At 67.5% G+C, this 22,250-nt stretch carries 10 protein-coding genes; 5 read left to right on the top strand and 5 right to left on the bottom strand.

Annotated features, from left to right (window positions below; genetic code table 11):
* Positions 1 to 92: 92 nt before the first annotated feature.
* The 4 genes from NGB94_RS12455 to NGB94_RS12440 form a co-directional block, all read right to left on the bottom strand.
* Positions 93 to 1,571 carry a sugar transferase gene (locus NGB94_RS12455; RefSeq protein ID WP_325790964.1) on the bottom strand — a complete coding sequence of 493 codons (1,479 nt, stop codon included), beginning with the start codon at positions 1,569 to 1,571 and terminating at the stop codon, positions 93 to 95.
* 855 nt (positions 1,572 to 2,426) lie between these two features.
* Positions 2,427 to 5,150: a LuxR C-terminal-related transcriptional regulator gene (locus tag NGB94_RS12450; RefSeq protein ID WP_325790963.1), complete on the bottom strand. Its 2,724-nt coding sequence runs from the start codon at positions 5,148 to 5,150 to the stop codon at positions 2,427 to 2,429.
* Positions 5,150 to 7,939 (bottom strand): LuxR C-terminal-related transcriptional regulator, encoded by a 2,790-nt coding sequence (locus NGB94_RS12445; protein ID WP_325790961.1) that lies wholly within the window; start codon positions 7,937 to 7,939, stop codon positions 5,150 to 5,152. Before NGB94_RS12445 ends, NGB94_RS12450 begins: the two co-directional genes overlap by 1 nt.
* A 177-nt stretch (positions 7,940 to 8,116) precedes the next feature.
* Entirely contained in the window at positions 8,117 to 10,816 is a 2,700-nt protein-coding gene (locus tag NGB94_RS12440; protein ID WP_325790959.1) for a helix-turn-helix transcriptional regulator, read from the bottom strand.
* A 227-nt stretch (positions 10,817 to 11,043) separates the two neighbouring features.
* Between NGB94_RS12440 and NGB94_RS12435 the strand changes: the two genes are divergently transcribed.
* The 5 genes from NGB94_RS12435 (at position 11,044) to NGB94_RS12415 (ending at position 17,690) form a co-directional block, all read left to right on the top strand.
* Positions 11,044 to 11,676, top strand: a complete 633-nt coding sequence (locus NGB94_RS12435; protein WP_325790958.1) for an acyltransferase — start codon at positions 11,044 to 11,046, stop codon at positions 11,674 to 11,676.
* Positions 11,677 to 11,857: 181 nt separating this feature from the next.
* Positions 11,858 to 14,587, top strand: a complete 2,730-nt coding sequence (locus NGB94_RS12430) for a WecB/TagA/CpsF family glycosyltransferase (protein WP_325790957.1) — start codon at positions 11,858 to 11,860, stop codon at positions 14,585 to 14,587.
* A complete protein-coding gene (locus NGB94_RS12425) occupies positions 14,577 to 15,293 on the top strand; it encodes a hypothetical protein (protein ID WP_325790956.1) in 717 nt (238 codons plus the stop codon). Before NGB94_RS12430 ends, NGB94_RS12425 begins: the two co-directional genes overlap by 11 nt.
* 7 nt (positions 15,294 to 15,300) lie before the next feature.
* A complete protein-coding gene (locus NGB94_RS12420) occupies positions 15,301 to 16,608 on the top strand; it encodes an MFS transporter (protein ID WP_325790955.1) in 1,308 nt (435 codons plus the stop codon).
* A complete protein-coding gene (locus tag NGB94_RS12415; protein WP_325790954.1) occupies positions 16,605 to 17,690 on the top strand; it encodes a hypothetical protein in 1,086 nt (361 codons plus the stop codon). The genes NGB94_RS12420 and NGB94_RS12415 overlap by 4 nt, the downstream gene beginning before the upstream one ends.
* 28 nt (positions 17,691 to 17,718) lie before the next feature.
* Here NGB94_RS12415 and NGB94_RS12410 read toward each other — a convergent pair whose 3' ends face one another.
* A complete protein-coding gene (locus tag NGB94_RS12410) occupies positions 17,719 to 22,194 on the bottom strand; it encodes a DUF4082 domain-containing protein (RefSeq protein ID WP_325790952.1) in 4,476 nt (1,491 codons plus the stop codon).
* Positions 22,195 to 22,250 lie beyond the last annotated feature (56 nt).

Raw genomic sequence — 22,250 nt, 5'->3', positions numbered from 1 at the left:
TTCACTCCGCATCCCAGAAGTGAATTACTTGGTTTAGTTTCCGACTTACTTGCATCGTTGAAGCAGGCTGGGCTGCGCTCCTGGAACAGGGCTTAGTAGGCGCCGACCGGACGAAGCAGCATCTTCGCCGTGCGCCAGAGAATGATCAGGTCGCCCGCAACAGACCAGTTCTCCACGTAGTAGAGGTCCAGCCGGACGCCGTCTTTCCAATTCAGTTCCGAGCGCCCGTTGATCTGCCACATGCCGGTGAGGCCGGGTTTGATGTACAGCCGCCGGTGCACCCGGTTGCCGTACTGGGCCACTTCGCGCGGCAGCGGAGGACGGGGACCGACCAGGGACATATGCCCGAGGAAGACGTTCCAGAGCTGGGGCAGTTCATCAAGGGAGTACTTGCGCATCCAGCGGCCCACGTTCGTGACCCTCGGATCGTGCTGCATTTTGAACAGCAGCCCGGAGCCTTCGTTGCGGTCCAGCAGTCCGGCGAGGTCGTCTTCTGCTGTCTGCACCATCGAGCGGAATTTGAGCATCTCGAACACTTCTCCGCCGCGTCCCACCCTTTCCTGGCGGAAAAGGACCGGTCCGGGGCTGTCGCGGCGGACCAGCAGCGCCAGGATCAGGAAGACGGGAACCAGGGCAAGCAGCGCCAGCCCCGACAGGACTATGTCCATGCCGCGTTTGAGAAGGTGTTTTCCGCCGGCGTACTGGGGCAGTTCCACGTGCATCAGAGGCAGGCCCTCGACCGGCCGGGAGTGGATGCGGGGGCCGGCAACGTTGGTCAGCCCCGTGGTGAGGATCAGCTGCACCGCGGATTCCTCCAGCTTCCAGCCCAATTCCTGCACGTAGCCGCTCCCGCCCTTAGTGGGCCCGGCAACGATCACGGCGTCAGCTCCGAGCCTGCCCACCGCATCGACCACGTGCTCTGTATCGGAGACCACCGGAAGACTGACACCGTCCACCTCCAGGGTGGACCGGGGTTTGCCTGAAACCGCAACGCCCACCACCTTGTACGCAGCTCCCGCTTTCGCAGCGATCTGGTGGGCCACGTAGCGCACGTCCTTGGGGCGGCCCAGGACCACCACGCGAGAGAGGAAGCGCCCGCGCTGCCGCTGGCTCTTCAGCCATTGCCGCAGCAGCCACCTGGAACAGACAAGTCCTGCGGTGCCCGCAGGAAGGACAAACGCGAAGTATCCCCTGGCCAGGTCGAACTGCAGGACGAAGGAGGCAAAGACCATCCCGGCTGTTACCGCAAACGCTGCATTGACCAGCCGTTTGTATTCGTCTGTTCCCATTCCCGCGATCCGGGGGTCCCGGCTTCGGTATGCGTGCAGCGCCAGCATCCATCCAGCTCCGAGCAGCACCGAGAAAACCCAGTAGGTGGTGGCGAGGTTTCCAACGCGCAATTCGGCCGCCTGCGTACCGAATCTGGCCATGGTCCCTGCCAGCAGCGCCAGGGTTACTACCAGAGCGTCAGTGAGGATCAGGATTCGTTCGTAGCGCCGGTTCCAAAAGACGGCAGGAGTCTTCGACGCCCGTGATCTGCTGGAGGAACGCGTGATAAAGGAAGGGAACACAAAAGGCTGTACCGGCAGCACCGCGGATGTTCCTCCGGCCGGTTCCGCTGTAAGTGTCCGGGCGGCAGGAGGTGGGAACACGTACTCGTTTTGCAGTGCACTGCCCGATGCAGGAGCCTGCAGCAGTGCCTCACCCCCTCCGTGTCTCTGGGTCTGAGTGTGACGCCGGATTCCCGGAGGGGCCTGGACTTGTTCGGTAACACGTCTTGCTTCCCCCTCCAGGACTTTGCCCGGCAGCCGATGTGTATTTGCGCTCATAACGAGTCCGTCATCCTTCGTAGCTACGCCTTCCAACGGCCACCAACCTAGGATCGCCGGCGCCCCGCGGCACGAGTACCGGGTACTCGCCTCACTGGCCCAACCTCGCCCCTGCAGATGTACCTACTTGCACGGCTACGCGCTTGGAAAAAGGCGCCTTACCAATCCGGTGGCGAAAAGCGGTGGAGCCCGAGGTCATTGGGGATTCAGCACCGTACGGGCGGTAGAAAATGACGCCGTGGACGAGGCAGATAAGGGAAGCGAAGAGGGGAGCCGGCGACGGCTGGGGGGAAGTCTGGGTCTCAGCAGACTTCGACGCCGCCGGCTCCGCTTCTGGGAGGCCCGCGCACACACGAGGTGCGGTCCTGACGGTCAGTGGAGAGGAGCTGCCATTTGACGAACCGAGCAGATTTACCTGCCGCTGGCTTTGGCTCCCTGCCGTGCTGACAAGCCAAGTCAACGGCAGGTTTTCCCGGGCCACACCAGTAGTTCGCACTTCAAAAAGCAGGAACGTCACTTGATCCGGTTGGTTCCGTACCCTATGGTCCGTAGCTTCTACTTGGCCCGCGGCAGGCACGGGATGAGTCGCCGCCGGGGTTACAGCACTGCATGAACCTTCGGCTCAGCTTCCAGCGCCCGGTAGACAGCTTCCAGCTCTGTCCTCTTGCTGATGCCGAGCTTGACGTAGATACGGTAAACGTGGCCCTCGACCGTACGCTGCGACAGCGTGAACTTCGCCGCGATGTCCTTGGTGCCGGCGCCTTCGAGCAGGAGCTCGACTATTTCGTGCTCGCGCCTCGTGAGCCTGACCTGATGAACGCTGGGGCTGAGGTAGGACACTGTTACCCCTGCCAGTTCCTCGCGGCGGCGGCGCAGCTGCTGGATCAGCGCACGCTGGCGGCGCAGGTTGTTGTGCGCACCGTAATAGCGGATGGCATGTCCTATGCATTCCACCGCCACCAGGTACTTCCGCCGGCGCACAGCTTCGTCTGCGGCGGTGACCATTCGCTCCGGGTTGTCCGCGGCAACGGCCGCTGCATAGGCATGCAGGGCAGCTGCTTCGCCGCCTTCGAAGCCGTCGGTGAGGTCCATGAGACGCCGCGCCTGCTTCAGGTCGCCCACCGCCAGCGCCAGTTCCAGGATGTCCTTTTCCGCCGCGAACTGTCCAAGCGCACGCGCTTCTTGGGCCAGCGCCCGCACCTGTGGCGGCGGCGGCTCTTCGCCGCCCTGCGGAGAGAGGGCGGCTGCAGCGAAGGCGCGGGCTGTGAGTTCCAGTCCCTTCGGTCCCGAATACCCCAGTCCCCTCAGCTCGCCTGCAAAACTTGCCGCCGGTGAGTCGTCCTCCACCACCACTGCCGCGTACCCTCCGACGGCCAGCGCGTAGGGAAGCAGCCGCTCGGGGTCCCGGAACCGAAGGGCTGCGATGGCAGGTTTCAGGCGGCGAAGACCCTTCCGGAACCGGCCCTGATGGATTTCGAGGGCCCCTTCGATTACGCCAATGCTGCCGCCGTAGGCCAGCAAATACTGCGGAGAAGTGCGCAGCTCCGCCGCGAGCAGCTCTCCCAGTTCCTCGAAGTTTCCGGCGTGAAGCAGCGCGAAAGCGCGCCGGACCCAGACGGTCCCCCGCACCCGGCTTTGCACCTGTGGATTCGCTGCCAGTTCCCGCGCCGCTTCTTCGGAAGCTCGCAGCGCCTCACTGGTGGCTCCGGCCGCGGTATGTACTTCACACACGAGCGCATAGCCCAGCGCCCTGAGTCCTGTACGGTCCGCTGTCCGTTCCGGGTTGGCTGCGTCCTCGTCCAGCAGTTTCCGGGTCACGGCCGCGGTTTCTCCGGGGGTCAGCAGATTCCCGTCCGCGATCCGCGCCCACAGTGCCAGGACGCTTTGTCCGGCAGCCACCCAGCGTTCCCGGCTGGTGCCTGAACCCGTTCCGCCAAGCAGGGCTTCCCGTGCCGACCAGTCCCGGGCCAGGGCACGGAGCCGTTCGGCGGCGAACTCTGAGCATGCTGCCAGCTGTGCTGTGGCCAGTACTGCCATGTCCAGGGTTTCCACATCCGCTGCACCGCTAACCGCGTCTTCCAGGCCGGCCCTGGCGTCGGAGAGATTTCCAAGTGTCAGGTGGGCAACAGCGGCTTCAATGCGTGCGCGCGCAGCCAGTGCATCTGCCGGGACAGCCTGTGCCAGGCGGAGCGCCAGCTCGGCATCTCCTTCAGCATTCGCTGACCGTGCCGCCTGAAGCAGTTCGAAGGGCTCGGGTGCTTCACCGCAGTCCAGCGCCCATGCGGCGTAAAGAGTGTTCTGGAACCGAAGCGCGTGCCCGCTGCCCTGCATCAGCTGCCGGCGGATCTCTATGCTGCGTACCGGGGGAACCAGGGAACGGATGGCGTGGGCATGAAGCGGCTGCGCCAGCTGAAGCTGGTCAGGAACATCGGGCACCTGGAGGAGGAGTCCCTCGTCCACCAGAGCCTGCACGGCGGATGGACCTGCGACGGCTGACAGGGCAGGACGGGGAAGGATCTTGGCCAGAGCAACTGCTTCCAGCGCTGCACGTTCTTCGTCTGACCGGCTTGCCAGAAGGCGTTTGGCCAGATCCTGGACAGTTGGTTCCAGCGCAGCCGGAAGGGTACGCAGGTACCAGGACCCGTTGCGCTGAAGCAGTTCGCCGCGCCTCCGCGCCCCATCCAGCAGCGCTTTCGCGTACAGCGGGTTTCCCCCTGATACCTGCGCCAGGACGGCGCTGGAGGCACGAAGCACAGTCCCGCCCAGTTCCTGCACGCACAGGCGGTGGACCGCGTCCCTGGACAGAGGTTCAAGATCCAGGCGCGCGAGCAGCCCGTCTCGTGCCAGGGAGAGCAGCTCTTGGATATTGGCGCTTCGGATGCGCGAAAGGACGAGCAGGCGCAGCTCACCTGACATCGCAAGCTGGACCAGTACGTGGCTGGACGCCTCATCAAGGTGGTGGGCATCTTCCACTACCAGGAGCGCCTGTGCCTGTCCGGCTTCAGCACGTACCCGGAACCACTTGCGGATGTTCCGAAGCACCACGAGGGGAGAATCCAGGTCTTCTGCCAGGGCCCGCTCCATAAACGGAGTCAGCGCCCCGTACGGGATGCGTGCCAGCACCGGGCTGCTGTGGATCCGGTAAGGAGTTACGATCCCCTCCAGCCGGCGGAGCACCTCTTCTGCCAGGGCGCTCTTTCCCATGCCCTCGGGCGCCAGCACAATCGATCCGCGCAGCATTGGGTCGAGGAGGTGGTTCGCGACCTGGTCGGCCTCAGCGCTCCTCAGCACTTCCGGCACGGTCTGTTCCTGGTGCTGCATTACCGTACCCCCTGTGCTGCACCTGAATGGTTGGCCCCGGGCGTCTGGCCGGCGCTGAGCAGCTTCGCCAGCTCCCGCCGGCTCCCAACATGCAGTTTGGAGTAGATCTGGTAAAGGTGGCCTTCAACGGTGCGAACCGAAATGGAGAGTTCAGCGGCAATCGTCTTGTTGCTGGTTCCCGCCGCTGCCTGCCTGGCGATAACGCGTTCACGCGCCGTAAGTCCGCGCAGGCAGTCCTCAACCTCGACGTCGTTCTCCGACTCTCCGGATTGGAGCCGCCGGGTTCGATGGATGAAGCGGACCGTTGCCCGGTCCCCGGCGCCGGCGGCGATTTGCAGGGCGCGTTCCCCGGTTTCGCGGGAAAGCAGTTCGTGCCCGAGCGCGGCACCCGCGTCAGCAGCGAGCAGCAGCAGCTGCGGATCGCATCCCGCTGCTCCCTTGGCATAGTCCTCGCACAGCCGGGCAAAGCGTCCCTGCAGCCCGGACGCCACGTCCAGGAGCTGCTGTGCCTGGCCCATGTCCCCCATCCGGACGGCGCTGAGCAGGCTGAGCACGGCATACGCGCCCGCCCCGCGGGCTTCGTCCCGGACCGCCAGCTCAGCGAGTGCCTCACCGGAGTCGTTCGAGCCAAGCAGGTTCCTGGCAAGCACGGCGAAGTGCGCGGCCGTACGCTGCAGTGCCCACGACGGCGTGGCGGGCACTGCATCGGCTGTCCGCAGGTGCCCCTCGGCGCGCTGGTGCTGGCCCTGCAGCGCAGCAGCATAGGCTGCGACCGCGCTGACGGTGTGGAGCAGGCCGTCCGGGTCGGAAATCGCCAGCTGCCCGGCTGCCGGAAGCAGCCGCGCCGTCGCAGCGGCGCCCCGCCCGGCGAAAGCGTGCAGGACTCCTTCGCAGACTTCGTGAAGGGTGCCGCCGAAACTTCCGGCGCCCTCTGTGCCGGCTCCCCGGGCAAGGAACTCCGCAGCGGAATCAAGGGCACCGGCAACCATGAGGACGTGGAGGATCCGGGCCTGTGCCTGGGCAGCTTCGGAGGGCTCGAGATCCGGTTCCTGGACATCGGAAAGCAAAGGCCAGAGCACGGACGCAAGTTCCAGTGCGTCGGACTGCCGGTCTGTCATACCCCAGGCAACACAGAGCCAGGATCCTACGAGTGCCCTGAACCCGCGGCCGTTTTCATCGCCGCGGGCATACACAGCGGACAGGAAGGACGCGGCCTGACCGTATTGGCCGTGCTGTGCCAGGCACCGGGCACGGGCCAGGACCAGTTCCCTCTCCAGCTGTGCGGACTCGCCGCGGCCGAGCCCGCCGGCGGTCAGGGAGCCAAGGATTTGTTCTGCTTCGTCCAGGCGGGCCGCGTGGCTGTCGGCTGCACCGGTGTTGACGAACTGCTGCTCTGCGCTGGCCCGGCAGCCGGCAGCAGCTTCGAGAAGCAGCAGCCGCACGGTGTCAGGGACGGGCGCGCCGGAATCGTCGAACCCGCGGTGCCGGACGACGGCGTCGGCCGCTCCGGCAGCATCGCCGCGTGCCAGGAGGGCACGGGCAAGTTCAAGGACGGATGCCGGCGAGGACAGGTGGTTGGGGTCTGAGGTGATGAATTCCTGGGCCGCTGCCGGATCTCCTTCGGCGTTTGCCGCCCGGCCGGCAGCGAGCGCCAGGGCCGGCGGTACCTTGGCACCGGCGGAAAGCAGCCACCGTGCCGCGTGCACCGGCCAGGACACATCCGGATCCGGCGGCAGCTGGTCAAGCAACTCACGCCGTCTGGCGGCGTCCGCCTGGCCCCGAAGGACCATCCCCAGGCCGGGATCAACCAGGGACAGGGCAGGAGCAGTCCGGTGCTCAAGCTGGAGCAGCCCGGCTTCCTGCAGTGCGTCAACCTGCCTGCTCTCCACCTTCTCGAGTACCTGGTTCAGCGGAAGCGCGCCGGCCAGCGCCAGCAGGTCAAGCAAGTCCCGCTGGTCTTTGCTGAGTCCGGCAAGCTTCAAGCCCATCACGGAGGCCAGCCGCGTGAAGGCACAGGACTGATCTCCGTCCAGTACCCAAACGCCGTCCACGGCCCTGGCCCGCCCGCTCTCCCGGTAATCTGCCGCAGCGGCAAGGAGCATGCTGGGGTTGCCTCCGCTGATCCTGGTCAGGTCTTCCGCGGCGGCGCGGCTGACGGGTCCCCGCAGCTCCGCTTCCAGCAGGTGGGCACATTCAGCGGGCAGCATGGGCTCAAGATCAAGGCGGGTCAGGAGGCCTTCGCGCCAAAGTCCCATAAACTCAGCCGGCGCTGCACTGAAATCGCGGAACGCGGCGAACATGTGGGCCGACCGGTTGATCACCATCTGGCTTAGCACCATGGCGGAAAACTCATCCAGCTCTTCGGCATTGTCCACGGCCAGGACGACTGGGCGTCCTTCCGCGCGCTCGCGGATCAGCTCCGTGAGGCCCCGCAGGATCAGCACCGGATGTGAAGCTGACTCCGGATCGAGCTCGGAGAGCATAAAGGTAAGGGCTCCGAAGGCCGTCCTGCCTGCGAAGGCCGAACCGCGGATGTTGACGGTGTAGGCGTCCCGCCCGTACAGGGCCAGTACGTGCCGCATCAGTGCACTCTTGCCGCTCCCGGCCTCGCCGATGATCAGGCAGCCGGAGGCAGATGAGTCAGGATTCAGGCACCCTGCCATGGCCTTGACCAGTCCTGACCTGCCCAGGAACGGTGACTCGTGGCCCTGCCGGGTCGCGGCATGTTGCGTATGGGCCGGCGTACGCGCCACAAGTGAGTAGGCGCCGGACGAATGTTGCTTCTCCACTGTGAGACCTCTTCCTAGCAAACCGTCTATGCCCGCGGCAGCAGGCGTTCAACAGACTAGGTAGGGCCCATGGCACCTGCCTGAGTAGCAATCACCAGTAATCAGCAGTACCTACTCGGGTTACACCGGTGTTATTCGGGACCGCTACTTGGATGAGCCTCCGGAGAGACACATGCGCTACTTGAAGTACTGGGTCACCTCCGGCAGCCGGGCGCTCTTGCCGTCACCCAGCAGGCGCCTTAGTTCCGCTCTCCCGGATACATGAAGCTTTAGGAAGATCCGGCCCAGGTGCCAGTCAACTGTTCGGGGTGAGAGGTGCAGGACGCTGCCCAGGCGGGCGCTGCTGGCACCTGATGCGGCCCTGCGTGCGAGGTCACGCTCAAAATCGGACAACGTCCCAAGGCGGCTCGCCAGGCTGTTCGCTTCAGCGAGCATGCGGTAGCACTCGTTGGCCACCATTCGGGCCTGCCGCCCCAGTTCACGCTGGTTTGCAGTCTCAGCGGCTTCCTGGGCAGCCAACGCCGCCCGGTAGCCGTGCCCGTACAGGCCACGGGCGAGCAGCGCGGCAGCGGCATCAAACAGATCCCGTCCGGATTTCCGCGCCAGCCCGGCCCCAAGGGTTTCCCACATGCGGGCAGGAGCACCGTCCCCGGACCCTGCCGTTGTTTCGAGCAGCGCTGCAGCTGCAGTGTCACCGGACAGCGCCGCCGCCGAAAGGCACAGGACTGCTGCGGGATAATTGCCCAGCCCCGCAGCGCGGCGTCCCTGGGCGGCCAGTTCCGCGGAGGGCTGCCCATCGGTACTGAAGCGAAGTGCCGCGGCCAACTGGAAAAAACGGGTGGCGGTGAGTACGTGTGCGGGTGGGACGGTCTTGAACTCCGGGACGGCAGCCAGGTACTCCGCCATCATGTCCCACTCGTCCTGTTCCGCGTAGCAGAACCCCATGGCGGCGAGCGCCAGCGGCAGCAGTTCACCGCGGTCGTCAACCTCCAGCTGGCGGTGTGCCGGAAGCAGGCATTCCAGTGCGGCATCAGACCGCCCGCACAGTGCATGGATGACACCTGCCGGCAATTCGGACCAGGCACTTAAATGGGTTTCCAGATAGCGGACCTTCCTGGCCTGGTCCAGCAGCGTCAGCGCCTGCAGCGGTTCGGCGCACATGATGTAGGTGCACAGGATCCCGTCCAGGATCTCGGCGCCGGCGGCGAGCGGCAGCCCCCGTGCCTGTTTCAGGCTCTCCCACAGCTCCGCCGCTTCGAGCCGCGCTTCCTGCGCCCTGCCCTCCAGCGCCAGCAGCTGGCAGCGGCTGGCGCGGGCGGGGAGCAGGACGGCGGCGGGAACCGCCCAGTCCAGGCAGAGCGCCCCGAGTTCCGGAGGGGCAATAGCGGGATTCGAATCCAAGGCCGCGAGGAAGGCGCGGGCCGCAGTCACCTGATGGAGCAACCCGGTTCGGGCCGGCTCCGGCTGCGAGTGCGCAGCCGCTTCGGCCAGGCCCAGTGCTTCCAGCGGAGACATCGACGGCTCCGGCATCGACCGGACCACCAGCGCCAGTTCGAGCAGCGCCGGGACGGTCGTCTCAGGATCGTCCCGTTCAAGGAGCCGGCGCAGCTCCGCTTCGGCTGATTGCAGCTCCTGGACGGCACGGAGAGCCCGGGCCCGCTCGAGCTGCAGGCGGGGGTGCGTCCCCGGGTTCTGCACTGCGTCGGCAATGCGAAGGGCATCGGCCGGTTCCCCGTCCCGGTTCGCGGCGGCGCAGGCCCGGGCAGCCAGCGCGGCGTCAACAGGGCTGCCGGCGGCCGCCGCCCACAGGGCGAAAGCCCTGGCCGGCCGGTCCGGCCACGACTCAGGATCAAGGCCGGCGGCCAGCAGCTCCTGCCAGAGTTCGAAGAAGTGGCCCATGGGCACCCGCTCCGCGACCAACCGCGCGTAGAGGGGGTCACTCAGCAGGACTGCTCCCTCTCCGTGGCTGACCGTCAGCACCCCCTGCTCTTCGAGGGACTCTATGCATTCGGCGTCAGCGACGCCCAGCAGTGCGTGCAGCGGAATCCCGGGGCACAGCGAGACCAGGTCGACTATCCGGCGTTCCCGGCTCCCGATCCGCCGATACCAGGATTCCAGCCAGTCCGCGATTTCACCGTTGAAGGAAAGCGGCCCGGCCAGTGTCCAGATTCCCCCTCGCTCCTTCAACCGTCCCGCAGCTACCTGGTCGCGGCAGAGCAGTGACGTGAACAGCGGGTTTCCCCGTGTCTGGCGCCAGACAGTATGCGCGGCGAGTGCTGACAGCCTGCCGCCGGTGATTTGTTCCATGAGCGCGACGGCACCGGCCGGTTCAAGCGGGCCCAGGTCGATTCTGCGGATCATCCCTTCTGACCACAGGCGCACCAGCTCCTCTCCGCAGCGGAGCAGGTCCGGCGTCGTCGCCAGCATCGCGGCTGCGGACTGCCGCATCAGCTGGACTATTGCCGTCTGACTCAGGGCATCAAGCTCATGGACGTTGTCCACCACCAGCAGTGTCCGCCGCCCTTCGGCCCGCTGAGCCAAATGCTCCTTAAGCGCCCGCAGCACGTGCACCGGATTTCCCAGCGGGGTATCAGGCATTTCACTGAGCACCCAGGCCAGGGCGCCGTACGCGGTTTCGGCCGAAAAACTGCTGCCGCGGAAGTGCACTACGTGAAAGTCCTCCTGTGCAACCGCCCGGGCCGCGGCGTTGGCCAGTGCGGTTTTTCCTATTCCTTCAGGACCGACGATCACGGCGCCGCCGTTCGACTCCACCGCAGAGACTACAGAGCTGAATTCTTCGTTCCTTCCGACCAGCCGGATCTGCGTTCCGGCGGCGGCACGTCCGCGATACAAAGGTGGGGGTGGTGCAGCGCGCATTTGATTCCTGCCTCAAGGTATTAGGCCCGAATCAGAGCGTAGGTACACGGAGTTCCAGCGCCAACAGGTAGTTGTTACTGGGCTTTGGACCACTTGGTCCGTGTGGCCGCACACCCCGGATGCCGTGACTACTTGGGAGCGAATGCCGCCTACCCGTCCGGCGGACCCGGCTGTAGGGTGTGGCAGGCACGCCGGACAAACGGTCCGCGGGAGGGAAGGGAACTTGCATGAAGGGCAGGATCGAGGCGTCGGCAGATGTCGCCGCAACTGCAGCGGTGGGCAGCGGGACCCTTATCTGGCATCTGGCCCAGGTTCGGGAAGACGCTGTGATTGGGACGGACTGCATCATCGGCCGGGGCGCCTACATAGGCCCGGGTGTCCGGATCGGAGACAGCTGCAAGATCCAGAACCACGCCTTGGTTTATGAACCGGCGGTCCTGGCGAACGGAGTTTTCGTAGGGCCGGCCGTGGTGTTCACCAACGACGTCTATCCCCGCGCGGTCAACCCTGACGGTTCCCTCAAGACCGCGCAGGACTGGGATCCCGTAGGCGTCGAGGTGGAAGAAGGTGCCTCGATCGGCGCCAGGGCGGTCTGCATAGCGCCCGTCCGGATCGGGTCCTGGGCAACAGTTGCCGCCGGGGCAGTTGTGACCCGGGACGTTCCTGCCTATGCGGTGGTCGCTGGTGTCCCGGCGCGGCAGGTGGGATGGGTTGGCCCTGCGGGTCACCCGCTGACCGCCGGCCCCGGTCCGGACGAGTGGAGCTGCCCCGTCACCGGCGCCGTCTTTGAGGTTGCTGCAGACGGCGTACTGGCGCCGTCCTCCAGCCGCGAACAGGAGCAGACCAGCTACCGGGACTGAGCAGCTTCACCCGGCAATGCCTGGAATATGCCTGACAAGATCCCCCACCCGGGTACGGCCTAGCAGAATTACCCGCCGCCGGCGATGCAGCCCGCGCAGAGACCAGTAATCGATACCCAGTGCCCCTTCTGCACTCCCTCCTATTCTCGCTGGCGGTAGTAACGAGGTGGAGGAGAAGGACTTGGTTCAGCTAGGCAGTAATCCGGGCACCGCCGTGCCCGTTCGGTACGGATCCAACCCCCAATGCAGGAGCACCCAGCTGGTCCTGGCCGGCATGCGTGTCGACCTGCTGTCGGCCCGCGACGCAGTAAGCACCATAGTGGGGCGCGCAGGTTCAGGTGCCTGTCCTCCCCTGGCTGTGGCGTCGGTGAATCTGGACCACCTGCACTATTTCGGCAACGGCGGACGCTGGGCAGGCGCCTTGGACAGCTGTGGTCGCAGCGGGCCCGTGGAGTGGCTCAGCCTCGTGGACGGTGCGCCGGTCGCCGCCCGGGCCAGCAAGATCACCGGGCGGCAATGGCCGCGCCTGGCCGGAAGCGACCTCATCAACCCGCTGCTGGACCGCTGCGAAGAACACGGCCTGAGCGTTGGCTTCCTGGGCGGGGCGCCGCAGACCCACCAGCGGCTGCTCCGGATACTGCCCCGGCTGCGGCCGAAGCTGCACATTGCGGGGTGCTGGGCACCCGAACGCGCCAAGCTGGGAGATACCGCCGCCAATCTGGCCCTGACCGCTGAGATAGCGCGGACCGGAGTGGACGTGCTGATCGTCGGACTCGGGAAACCGCGGCAGGAACTGTGGATAGCAGAGAACGGTGCGGCCACCGGGGCCGGGGTCCTGCTGGCTTTCGGAGCGGTGGTGGATTTCCTGGCCGGACGCATTCGCCGCGCGCCGGACTGGGCCAGTGCCAACAGCCTGGAGTGGGCCTGGCGGCTGGCACTGGAACCGCGCCGGCTGTCACGGCGCTATCTGCTGCAGGGTCCGCCGGCGTACGTACGGCTGCAGCGGCCGGCTGGCGCTGCCCCGCTTCCCGTACCCATACGGGAAGTACCTCCTCCCGCGGCCCCGTCCCCGTCGCCCGTGTCCCGCAGCTTCGTGCCGGCCGGCAGCTACGCAGACGTGTGTGTGCTGGCCGTCACCCATAACAATGCTGGTGACATACCGGACCTGTTTGCCTCCCTGCGCGCCGAAACCGAGGACCTTGCCATTCGCGTTGTGGTCGCGGACAACTCCTCCACGGATGCCACGGTTTCTGAAGTGGCTGCCCATCCCGACGTCGTGCTGGTGCAAACCGGCGGCAACCTCGGTTATGCCGGCGGGATCAACGCTGCTGCGCGGCATGCCGGGGATACCGGAGCAGTGCTGGTGCTGAACCCTGACCTTCGAGTCGGCCGCGGCGCCCTGGCAGCCATGCTCAAGCGTCTGCAGCAGCCGGGTACCGGCATTGTCGTTCCCCTGCTCGCCGACGAGGACGGAAGCACTTACCCTTCCCTCCGCCGGGAACCCAGCATCATGCGTGCCGTCGGTGATGCCTTCGCCGGCCGCCGCTTCCCCCGGCGCCCGGGCTGGCTCTCGGAGATAGAGTACGACGCCGAAGCCTACCTTTATCCCCATCCCGTGGACTGGGCAACGGGAGCGGCTCTCCTGGTGGACATGCCGCTCGCCAGAAGGCTCGGCGGGTGGAACGAGTCATTCTTCCTCTACTCGGAGGAAACCGAGTATTTCCACCGCGCCCGGAGGGCGGGAGCGCAGGTGTGGTTCGAACCCGCCGCCACGATGACCCACCGGCGCGGCGGATCCGGCCAGTCCGACGACCTTGCGGCACTCATGGCCGTGAACCGGGTCCGGTACGCCCAGCTGCACCGCGGGCGCGGCTATGCGGCAGCCTTCCGGGCCGCAGTCCTGCTCTCCGAGGTGCTGAGGACGGGCAGGGCCGGGCACAGCAAGGCGGTTCCGGCCCTGCTGCTCGAGGGCAGGCGCCGCCGGCTCCCCCATGCGCGCCGCGCCGCTGTGCCGGAGCATCACCTCCACGCAGCAGAGGCGGCTGCAGGAAGGGCTTCTTCTCCTGCTCCCTTTCCCGCGGGAACGGTCATCATTCCCTGCCATAACGAGGAACAGGTCATCGGCCCGACCCTGGACGCCCTTGGTCCTGCAGTGGCGGCCGGCGCGGAGGTGATCGTGGTGTGCAACGGATGCACCGACGGCTCCGCCCGTCAGGCCCGGCTGCGGCCGGGGGTCCGGGTTCTTGAGCTGGACGAAGCGTCCAAGACCGCCGCCATCAACGCCGGAAACGCCGCCGCATCGCACTGGCCGCGCTTGTATCTGGACGCGGACATCCGGGTACGTCCTGAGACTGTGAGAGCCGTCTTCGAGGCACTGGTCAATGGCTCCCTTGCCGTGCGCCCCGCCGTCGAATATGACCTCGACGGCGCGAACCCGCTGGTCAGGTCCTACTACCGGGCGCGGAGGAACCTGCCCGGTTCCAGGCAGGCGCTTTGGGGGGCCGGTGCCTATGCCCTCAGCGCAGAGGCCGGCGAGCGCCTGGGGATGCTGCCAGCGGTCGTCGCGGACGATCTGTACGTTGAGCGGTTCTTCCCCGAGGAGGAGAAAACCGTGCTGGATTGCCCACCCGTACTGGTCCGGCTGCCCCGGGACATCCCCGGGCTGCTGGCCGTCCTGCGGCGTACCTACCGCGGCAATGCTGAACAGGGAGCCCTGAACAGTACGGCTGCGTCGAGTGCCGCCGGCATTCTGGGCGCCATCCGGGGACCGCGCAGCGCGCTGGACGCCGCTGTCTACGCCGCCCTCACCCTGGCTGGCCGGAGGCTCGCGTCAGCGGCCGGGCCGGATACCTCGTGGGAACGCGATGAAAGCACCCGCCCGGAACGGCAGCAGCAGAACGTTGCGTCCTGAAAGCCTCCCGTCCGGAACCGTGGAGCGGGGCAGCCGGCAGCCGCAGACCCGCCGGGTCCTGGTGTTCCTTGGGCTGGTGGTCTCTGTCCTGCTTGTTGCCGCGGGTATGATCCTGTCCCGGATGCCGGGGAACAGCGGGGCCCAGGCTCCCGGAGAGAACGGCCAGGGAATCGCGGCAGGTGAGGTTCCCGGCGGCGCCGTGCCAACGGAAACCGATGCCGCATCCAACACGCTTCCGCCGGCGCCTGCACCGGACCAGAGCCGTCCGCTGGAGGTTCCCCCGGGTGGTGCCGGGCAGCCGGCGGGCTCACTTCCGGCCTCCCGCGTGCTCCCGGAGCCGCGGGCCCTGCTCTCGCTGCCGCTGCCGGACGCGGACGCCGCCGAGGACCGGCTGGTGGATGCGTTCCCGCAGGAGCTGGTGCCCCCGGTACCCGGTTCCCGTGTGATCTCCTCCTCGGTGGCGTCCTCCGGGAACACCCTCCAGGCCGGGCTGCGCGCAGCAGCTGATCCGGCAGCCGTGCTGGAGTTTTACGACGGCCACTTCGCGGCCCTGGGATTCCAGCCCGGCGCCCCGGAAACCGCTGGAGGAGTCACCACCGCGGTCTTCTCCTACGGCGACAGTTCCGTGACGGTAACCGCGGGCGGCTCCGTGCCCGGAACCGGCACCGAGTACTTCGTTTTCGCCGTCCTGCGCGCCGGCCTGTAGGAGTCCCGTGTACCTTTCCCTTGCCGACCAACGGGCCCGCCGGCTCAACCGTGCGGCCACGTCCGGGGTGCCCTTCCGGCTCTCTCCGGTAATCATCTGGCTGGGCATCGTCAGCCTGCTCACCGATGTTTCCTCCGAAGCCGTGGCTGCGGTGCTGCCGGTGTACCTCACCGGAGCGCTGGGACTGTCCATCCTGGCGTACGGTTTCCTGGACGGCCTGCAGCAGGGCATCAGTGCCGTAGTGCGGATCGGTGCCGGCTGGACCTCTGACGCAGTGGACCGGCCGAAGTGGGTGGCGGCAGCCGGTTACGGGCTGTCCATGGCTGCTCGTGCCGGGCTGCTGCTCTCAGCTTCGGTGGGGGCGGTGGCCTCCGTTATTTCACTGGACCGGATCGGCAAGGGCATCCGGACCGCACCGAGGGATGCGCTGATCACCGCCGCGGCGCAGCCGGAGCACCTGGCCCGTTCCTTCGGCGTGCACCGCATGCTGGACACTGTGGGGGCAACCGCCGGACCGCTGCTGGCCTTCGGGGTCCTGCTGGTCATTCCGCAGGGCTACTCAACAGTGTTCGTGCTGTCCCTGGGTGCTGCTGTCCTGGGCGTTGCCGTACTCGTGCTGCTGGTCCCTAACCTGCGTGCGCAGTCCCGCGGGGACATCGCGGCCGGCGGAAAAACAAGCTCCGTTTCCGGGCCGCTGGCCCGGGAACGGGACGGCAGACGCCGTGCCCTGCGGTCGCTGAACACTCCCCTGGTCCGTCGCCTGCTGCTGGCCGCCGGGCTGCTTTCCGTACTGAGTGTGGGCGACGGTTTCCTGTATCTGCTGCTGCTGGCCTCGGGCGGGTTCAGCCCGGTGTGGTTCCCGCTGCTTTTCGTGGGAACCAATGCCGCGTATCTCCTGCTGGCCATTCCACTGGGCCGCGCCGCGGACCGCTGGGGCAGGCACCGCGTGTTTCTGCTGGGCCATGCCGGCCTGCTGGCCGCTTATGTCTGCGCCGGTTTCGGCGGCCCGGCGGCCACTTCGCTGTGTCTGCTGGCTCTAGGCGCGTTCTACTCGGCAACGGACGGAGTGCTGGCAGCGCTGATGGGAGGACTGGTGCCCGAAAGGGTCCGCGCGACCGGAATCGCCGCAGCCCAGACAGTGGTTGCCCTTGGCAGGTTGGTTGCTTCGAGCCTGTTCGGCGTCCTCTGGTACACCTTGGGGCCGCAGCCCGCGCTGTGGCTGGCGGCGGGCGCCCTGGCCCTGGCGCTGCCCGCCGCGGCCTGGCTCATCCGGTCCGCGGCCCGCCGCCCGGTCCCCGCTGCGGACACCCCATGACGACGCCGGCAGGCTCCGGACCATATCCGGCTGCCCCTTCCCCCGATGCGCTTCCCGATGCCGGGATCCCGCCGGCCTCGGCAGCCCGGTGGCGGGTGCTCGCGGGGGTGACTGCCGCCGTCGTCGCCGGCAGTGCACTGTACGGGTTTACCGCGTTGCAGGATTACCGCGAGCGCTCAGCTGCTGCGCCGCAGGTGGCGGTGGACGCCTCCCGTGCGCTGCCGGCAGGTGCCTATCTGGTGTTCCGCAACACGGCGGCGGGAGACGGGTACGGGCACCTTGCCACGGTGCCGCTGGCGGACCCCGCCGGTGCGCGCCGGGTAGAGGACACGGTGTGCGACCGGGTCCACGCCGCCGGCACCGTGCGCTCCTGTCTGCAGACCGCGGCCGGCGTGCTGACGGCGTTTTCAGACGTGCTTCTCGACGCCGAGGGCAACACACTCGCTTCCTGGCCGCTGGCCGGGATCCCGAGCCGCACCAGGGTCTCTGCGGACGGCGGGCTGATCGCGTCCACCGCTTTCGTGACGGGGCATTCCTACGCCGGCACGGGGTTTTCAACGGAAACCCGGATTACCGGCGCGGACGGCACGGAGCATGGCAATATCCAGGACTTCACTCTGCTGGTCGACGGCGCGGAGGTGACCGCCGTCGACCGAAATATCTGGGGCATAACGTTCGGCACGGACGGGGACACCTTCTACGCCACGGCGGCCAGCGGATCCTCGACCTGGCTGGTGCGCGGCAGCCTCTTGGCCCGTACGCTCACGGCGCTGCGGGACGGCGTGGAGTGCCCATCGCTCTCACCGGACGGGCGGCGGATCGCCTACAAAAAGGAGGTCTCCGGGTCGGCCGTTCCGCACTGGCGGGTCGCCGTGCTTGAGCTGGACACTCTCACCGAGACGGTCCTGGGCGAAACACGGAGCGTCGATGACCAGGTTGAGTGGCTCGATGAGGGCACGGTGCTGTACGGGATGCCCCGGGACGGAACACCCGGCGACTCGGACATCTGGGCGCTCGACCTCGCCGGCGGGGAACCGAGGCTGTTCATCGAGCATGCCTGGTCTCCCGCCGTCGTCCGGTAACCCGGTCCGGTAACCCGGTCCGGCATTCTTAGTCCGGATCCCGCCTGAACACCACGTCCACCAGATACGTGGCCCCGGTCTGCGTGGTGGGGAACGCCGCGGAGTACGAGTAGCGCCCGCCGTTGGCCGGGACCAGCAGCGGTGTCCGGTCCCGTCCGGCAGCGAAACCGCCGGGGGTGGCGGAGTAGACGCCGGCCGGCGCGGTGTACGCCACCGTGTACTCGGTGCCGGGCACCAGCCGGACCGGCTGCGCCAGCAGCGCGGACTGCCAGCCGGAGCCGCCGCCGGCCGGGAAAGTGACCCGGCCGAGTTCGGTTCCGTCGGCGTCGTAGAGGTACCCGGTGTGCGGGCCGGTGTTGCCCTGCCCGCGGTAGAAGCGCAGCGCGCTGATTTCTCCTGCGCCGGCAACGGAGAACGCGGTGCCCAGCGTGACCGGTGTTCCGTCCAGGACCCGATCGATGAGCGGGACGTCCGTCTGGGCGTACAGGCTGCAGGGGCAGCCGGTGTCCGGGACTTCAGGTTCTTCTGGAAGCTCGGCGGGCTCGAACAGGACATCCACCAGGTAGCTGGCCGCTGAGGTGCTGCCGGGATATCCGCCGGAGTACGTGAAGCGGCCGCCGGAGGGATCCACCGTGAGCGGGCCGGATTCGTAGGCCGCGGCGAACTGGCCCGGGGTGACGGAATACGTGCCCGACGGCGAGGTGTAGGCGGCTACGTACTGTTCCCCTGCCCGGATCGGAACCGGGGTGGTGAAACGTACGCTTTGCCAGCCGGTACCGGCTGCGGCGGTGAACGTGGCCGAGGCCAGGACAGAGCCGTCAGCCTTGAATACCTGGCCCGTGTGCGTGCCGGTGTTGCCGGGTCCCTGGTAGAACTTCAGGCCGCGGAGCACGCCGTCCATGGAAGAACGGAAGGCAGTGCCCAGGACCACCGGGGAGCCGTCCGCGACCACCGCCACGGCCGGAACGGTATCCGGCGGGAACAGGCTGCAGCACTCGGTCTCCGGCGGTGGTTCCGCCGTCGTGAATCTCCAGCTGCCGCTGCCGTCCGGGGCCAGTCCGCCCACGGCGGTGGCGTGAAGCTGCACCGTGTACGCGGCGCCCCCGGCCAGCCGGGCGGAGGGGGTGAACGTGGCGGTGCGGGTTCCGGCGTCGTAGGAGGTTTGCCCCGGCACCGTCTGCCCGTCCGGCCCGCGGACTTCAAAGGCGGCGGATCCCGGCACCACGTCGTGGGAGAACGTCCCTGAAATCCGGGTGTCGGCAGGGACGCCCGTGGCGCCGTCGGCCGGTGCCTTCGCGTGCACGCCCAGGGCCGGGCCGCTGCGCTCAAAGACCACGTCCACCAGGTAACCGGAGGTGGACGTCCGGTCCGGGTAGGTTCCGCCGTAGACATACCTGCCGCCGTCAGCCGGAACGGTCAGCGGCCCGAAGGTGTAGCTGCCGGCGAACTGCCCGGGGTTGGCTGAGTACCCTCCGGTTGGTGAACTGTAGGCCGCCACGTACTCGCGGCCGGCCTGCACCGGAACCGGAACCGCGAAGGACGCGGTCTGCCAGCCGGAGGAGGATTCGCCGGTGAACGTCACCGCTGCCAGTTCGGTGCCGCCGGGGCCGAACAGCCGCCCTGTGTGGACACCGGTGTTGCCCGGTCCCTTGTAGAAGCGGATACCGGTAACCGTGCCGGCGGCGTCCGGGCGGAACGCGACGCCCAGGCTCAGCGGAATCCCGTCGGAGAGCTGCGGCAGGGCGGGAATCGTGTCCTCGTTGAACAGGCTGCAGGGGCATTCTCCTTCTGCCACGTTCCGCGCGGTGGAGAAGGACCAGGTTCCACCGGCCACCAGGGCACGGCCCTCGGTATCCGTGGCAGTGAGCACGGCGGTGTACCGGGTGCCCTCGGCGAGGGGTTCCTGTGGGAGGAACTCGGCCGTGCGGCTGGCCGCGGAGTACCGGGTGGTGCCCGCGGCCGGGTTCCCGGCAGCGTCGCGGAGCTCCATGCTCACGCTTTCACGCAGGACTTCCCGGGACAGCACGGCGCTGATCCGGGTGGCCGTCTGGACTCCGGTGGAGCCGTCTGCCGGGGTATGGGAGGACGCGGAGAGCGGGGCGTTGCTGGTCGTTTCAAAGACAGCGTCCACGAAATAATTGGTGTTGCGGTAGCTGTCTGCCGGGAACCGGCCGGGTGTGGTGTTGAATACCCCGGCAGGCGGAGCCCCGAACCCTCCGGCGACCAGGAGCGGGGCTGCGTTGCTGCCGTGTGCCGACCAGTATTCCGGGGCGGTGGAGTAGTGGCCGGCCTGGGTGCTGTAGGAGACCACGTAACCGCTCCCCGCAGTGACGGCGACGGGTTCTGCAAACACTGCCTGCTGCCAGCCAGATGCGCTCTCTCCGGTAAACACGGTGCTGGCCAGGGCGTTTCCGGCGCTGTCCCAGAGGGTTCCGGTGTGCTGGCCGGTGTTGGCGGCTGACTTGTAGAAGCGGACTCCGCTGATGAACCCTGACACTGACGGGGTGAAACGCATGCCCAGTTCCACCGGGGAGCGGTCCAGGCCGTCCGGTGTCTGCGGTTCCACCCCGCCGAAAACAGTGAACGGGCCCTGGACGCTCACCGGGGCAGAGACCCCGGCTGCGGAAAAGTTCCCGCTGTCATCGACGGCGCGGGCGCGGATCGTCTGGGTGTCCATGCCGTGCTGTGTGTAGGTATACCGCCAGGCGGTGGTGCCCTCGGCCGCGGACCAGGTTTCGCCGTCGTCGGTTGACACCTCTACCCCGGCAACCTGGCCGCCGGTGTCCGCGGCGGTTCCGGAGATGGTCACGGCCTGCCCGTTGGCGACCGTGCTTCCGGGCAGGATCGAGGTGATGGCTGTGGACGGCGCGGACGTGTCAGTGCTTTTGGAGGTGCGGGTCAGGGAAGGGTCCAGGGTTGCCGGCTGGGCGTCCATGTCCGCCAGCAGGTTGACCTGGGCCTGCTGCATCCTGCGGTCCGCCGGTGCGCCCCAGCCATCATGTTCCCGGTCCAGTCCCCAGGTCCACTGCACGCTGCCGGCGGAGAAGACCAGTGCCCCGCCGGGTACCCGGTACTGGGTGACGTGGTGGGTGGTGGTGCCCTCCGTGACCGTGTTGCCGAAGTCGCGCAGGTACTGGGGTGTGGGACCGGTGGTGGTGGAAAGCCGGGCGAGCCCTGGCGGACGGAAGCCGTTGTCCAGGTCCTCGTTCGATTCGTAGCCGATGGTGTGCGCCGCCAGCTCCGTCCGGGTGCCGGGATTCTGCGCGGCGAGTTCAGTGTGCCGCCAAAGCCGGTACTTCCCTTCCTCAGCGCTGACGGTGACCGGCAGGTCGGAGAAGTTGGCCACGTAGGCGGTCCCGGTGAGGCCGTTTTCGGGAAGGCCGCCGCCCTGGTTCTGCGCGGCGAACCGGGGATCGCGCCAGGTGCCGGTCCACTCCGGCACCGGGTCGATCTTGGTGTTGGCCCACGTCTCCTTGTAGCTGACCAGGGTCCGGTGGGCGCCGCCGTCGGCCGGTGAGGGTTCGTACCGGGTGCGCCAGTACATTTCGTTGCCGGAGAGGAACTGCAGGTTTACCCCGGCGTCCCGTGCTGCTTCCACGTTGCGCCGCTGTGCACCGGACCAGTATTCGTCGTGTCCCACGGAGAGGAACACGCTGTGGTTCAGCAGCCGCTCTCCGTAGCGGTCCGTGTCCACGCCGGACTGGTAGGTGACGTCGTAGCCGTTCTTTTCCAGGAAGCGCACCAGCGGGTATTCGGCGCTGAAGTAGAAATCCCGGCCGTCGTTGTCCGCCCGGGTGGTCACCGGCCGGTTATAACTGAGTTTGTAGGCGCGTCCGTTGGCGGCGCCGCGGTAGAAGTCGGACCCGCCGTAGGTGTTGTAAGCCTGCCAGGTTGGATCCGAGGTCTGGAAAACGACGTCGGCCGTGGACGCATCGCTGCGCACAATGAAGGTGATGTGGCTGGCTCCGCCGGTGTCCGTGCGCTTCAGCAGCGCCACGTAGACCCCGGAGACCGCCGTGTCGGGGACGTGCCAGGTGGCAGAGCGGTGCCAGGTGCCGCAGTCCACCAGTTCGGTGCTGACGTCGCGGAGGCATTCGGGCTGGTTCTGCGGCAGCGCGGCCGACGGCGTTACCGAGTCGATGTGCCGGGCCCCGAGTCCCTGGTACCAGCCGGTGCGGTAGATCTCGATGGTGTAGGCGGAGGCATCGGTGTCGATCTTGAAGTCCAGGCTGTCCCCGGCGTTGACGCTGATGTCGGTGGAGAACCCCTGGATGCTGGGGTCTCCGGCTTTCTCAATGTCCCATTCATCCGGGTCCGCGCCGGGTTTCGCGTTCTCGCAGGCCACCGGACTGGCGGCTGCGGAACAGTCTGCCGCGGCCGCCGCGGGGACCAGCAGTGCGTCCGGCAAAGCCGGCTGTGCTGCAGCCAGCAGCACCGCCAGCATCAGTGCTGCTTGGGCGCGGAGGCTGCGCCGGAATGAACTGTTTGGAGCTGCACTGTTCATCTGTGGTGACCTGTTCTTCACTGACTCTTCAGGTTCCCCACGGTAGGAGTCCGGGC

The sequence above is a fragment of the Arthrobacter koreensis genome (genome assembly GCF_035792275.1).
Lineage (GTDB): Bacteria > Actinomycetota > Actinomycetes > Actinomycetales > Micrococcaceae > Arthrobacter_B > Arthrobacter_B koreensis_A.
This window is presented reverse-complemented; position numbering and strand designations above follow the sequence as displayed.

What these genes read in the sequence shown, in the direction of transcription:
- NGB94_RS12435 (WP_325790958.1), top strand. Translation starts at nt 11,044, where the DNA reads ATGAAGGGCAGGATCGAGGCGTCGGCAGATGTCGCCGCAACTGCAGCG.
- NGB94_RS12410 (WP_325790952.1), bottom strand. Translation starts at nt 22,194, where the DNA reads ATGAACAGTGCAGCTCCAAACAGTTCATTCCGGCGCAGCCTCCGCGCC.
- NGB94_RS12415 (WP_325790954.1), top strand. Translation starts at nt 16,605, where the DNA reads ATGACGACGCCGGCAGGCTCCGGACCATATCCGGCTGCCCCTTCCCCC.
- NGB94_RS12450 (WP_325790963.1), bottom strand. Translation starts at nt 5,150, where the DNA reads ATGCAGCACCAGGAACAGACCGTGCCGGAAGTGCTGAGGAGCGCTGAG.
- NGB94_RS12440 (WP_325790959.1), bottom strand. Translation starts at nt 10,816, where the DNA reads ATGCGCGCTGCACCACCCCCACCTTTGTATCGCGGACGTGCCGCCGCC.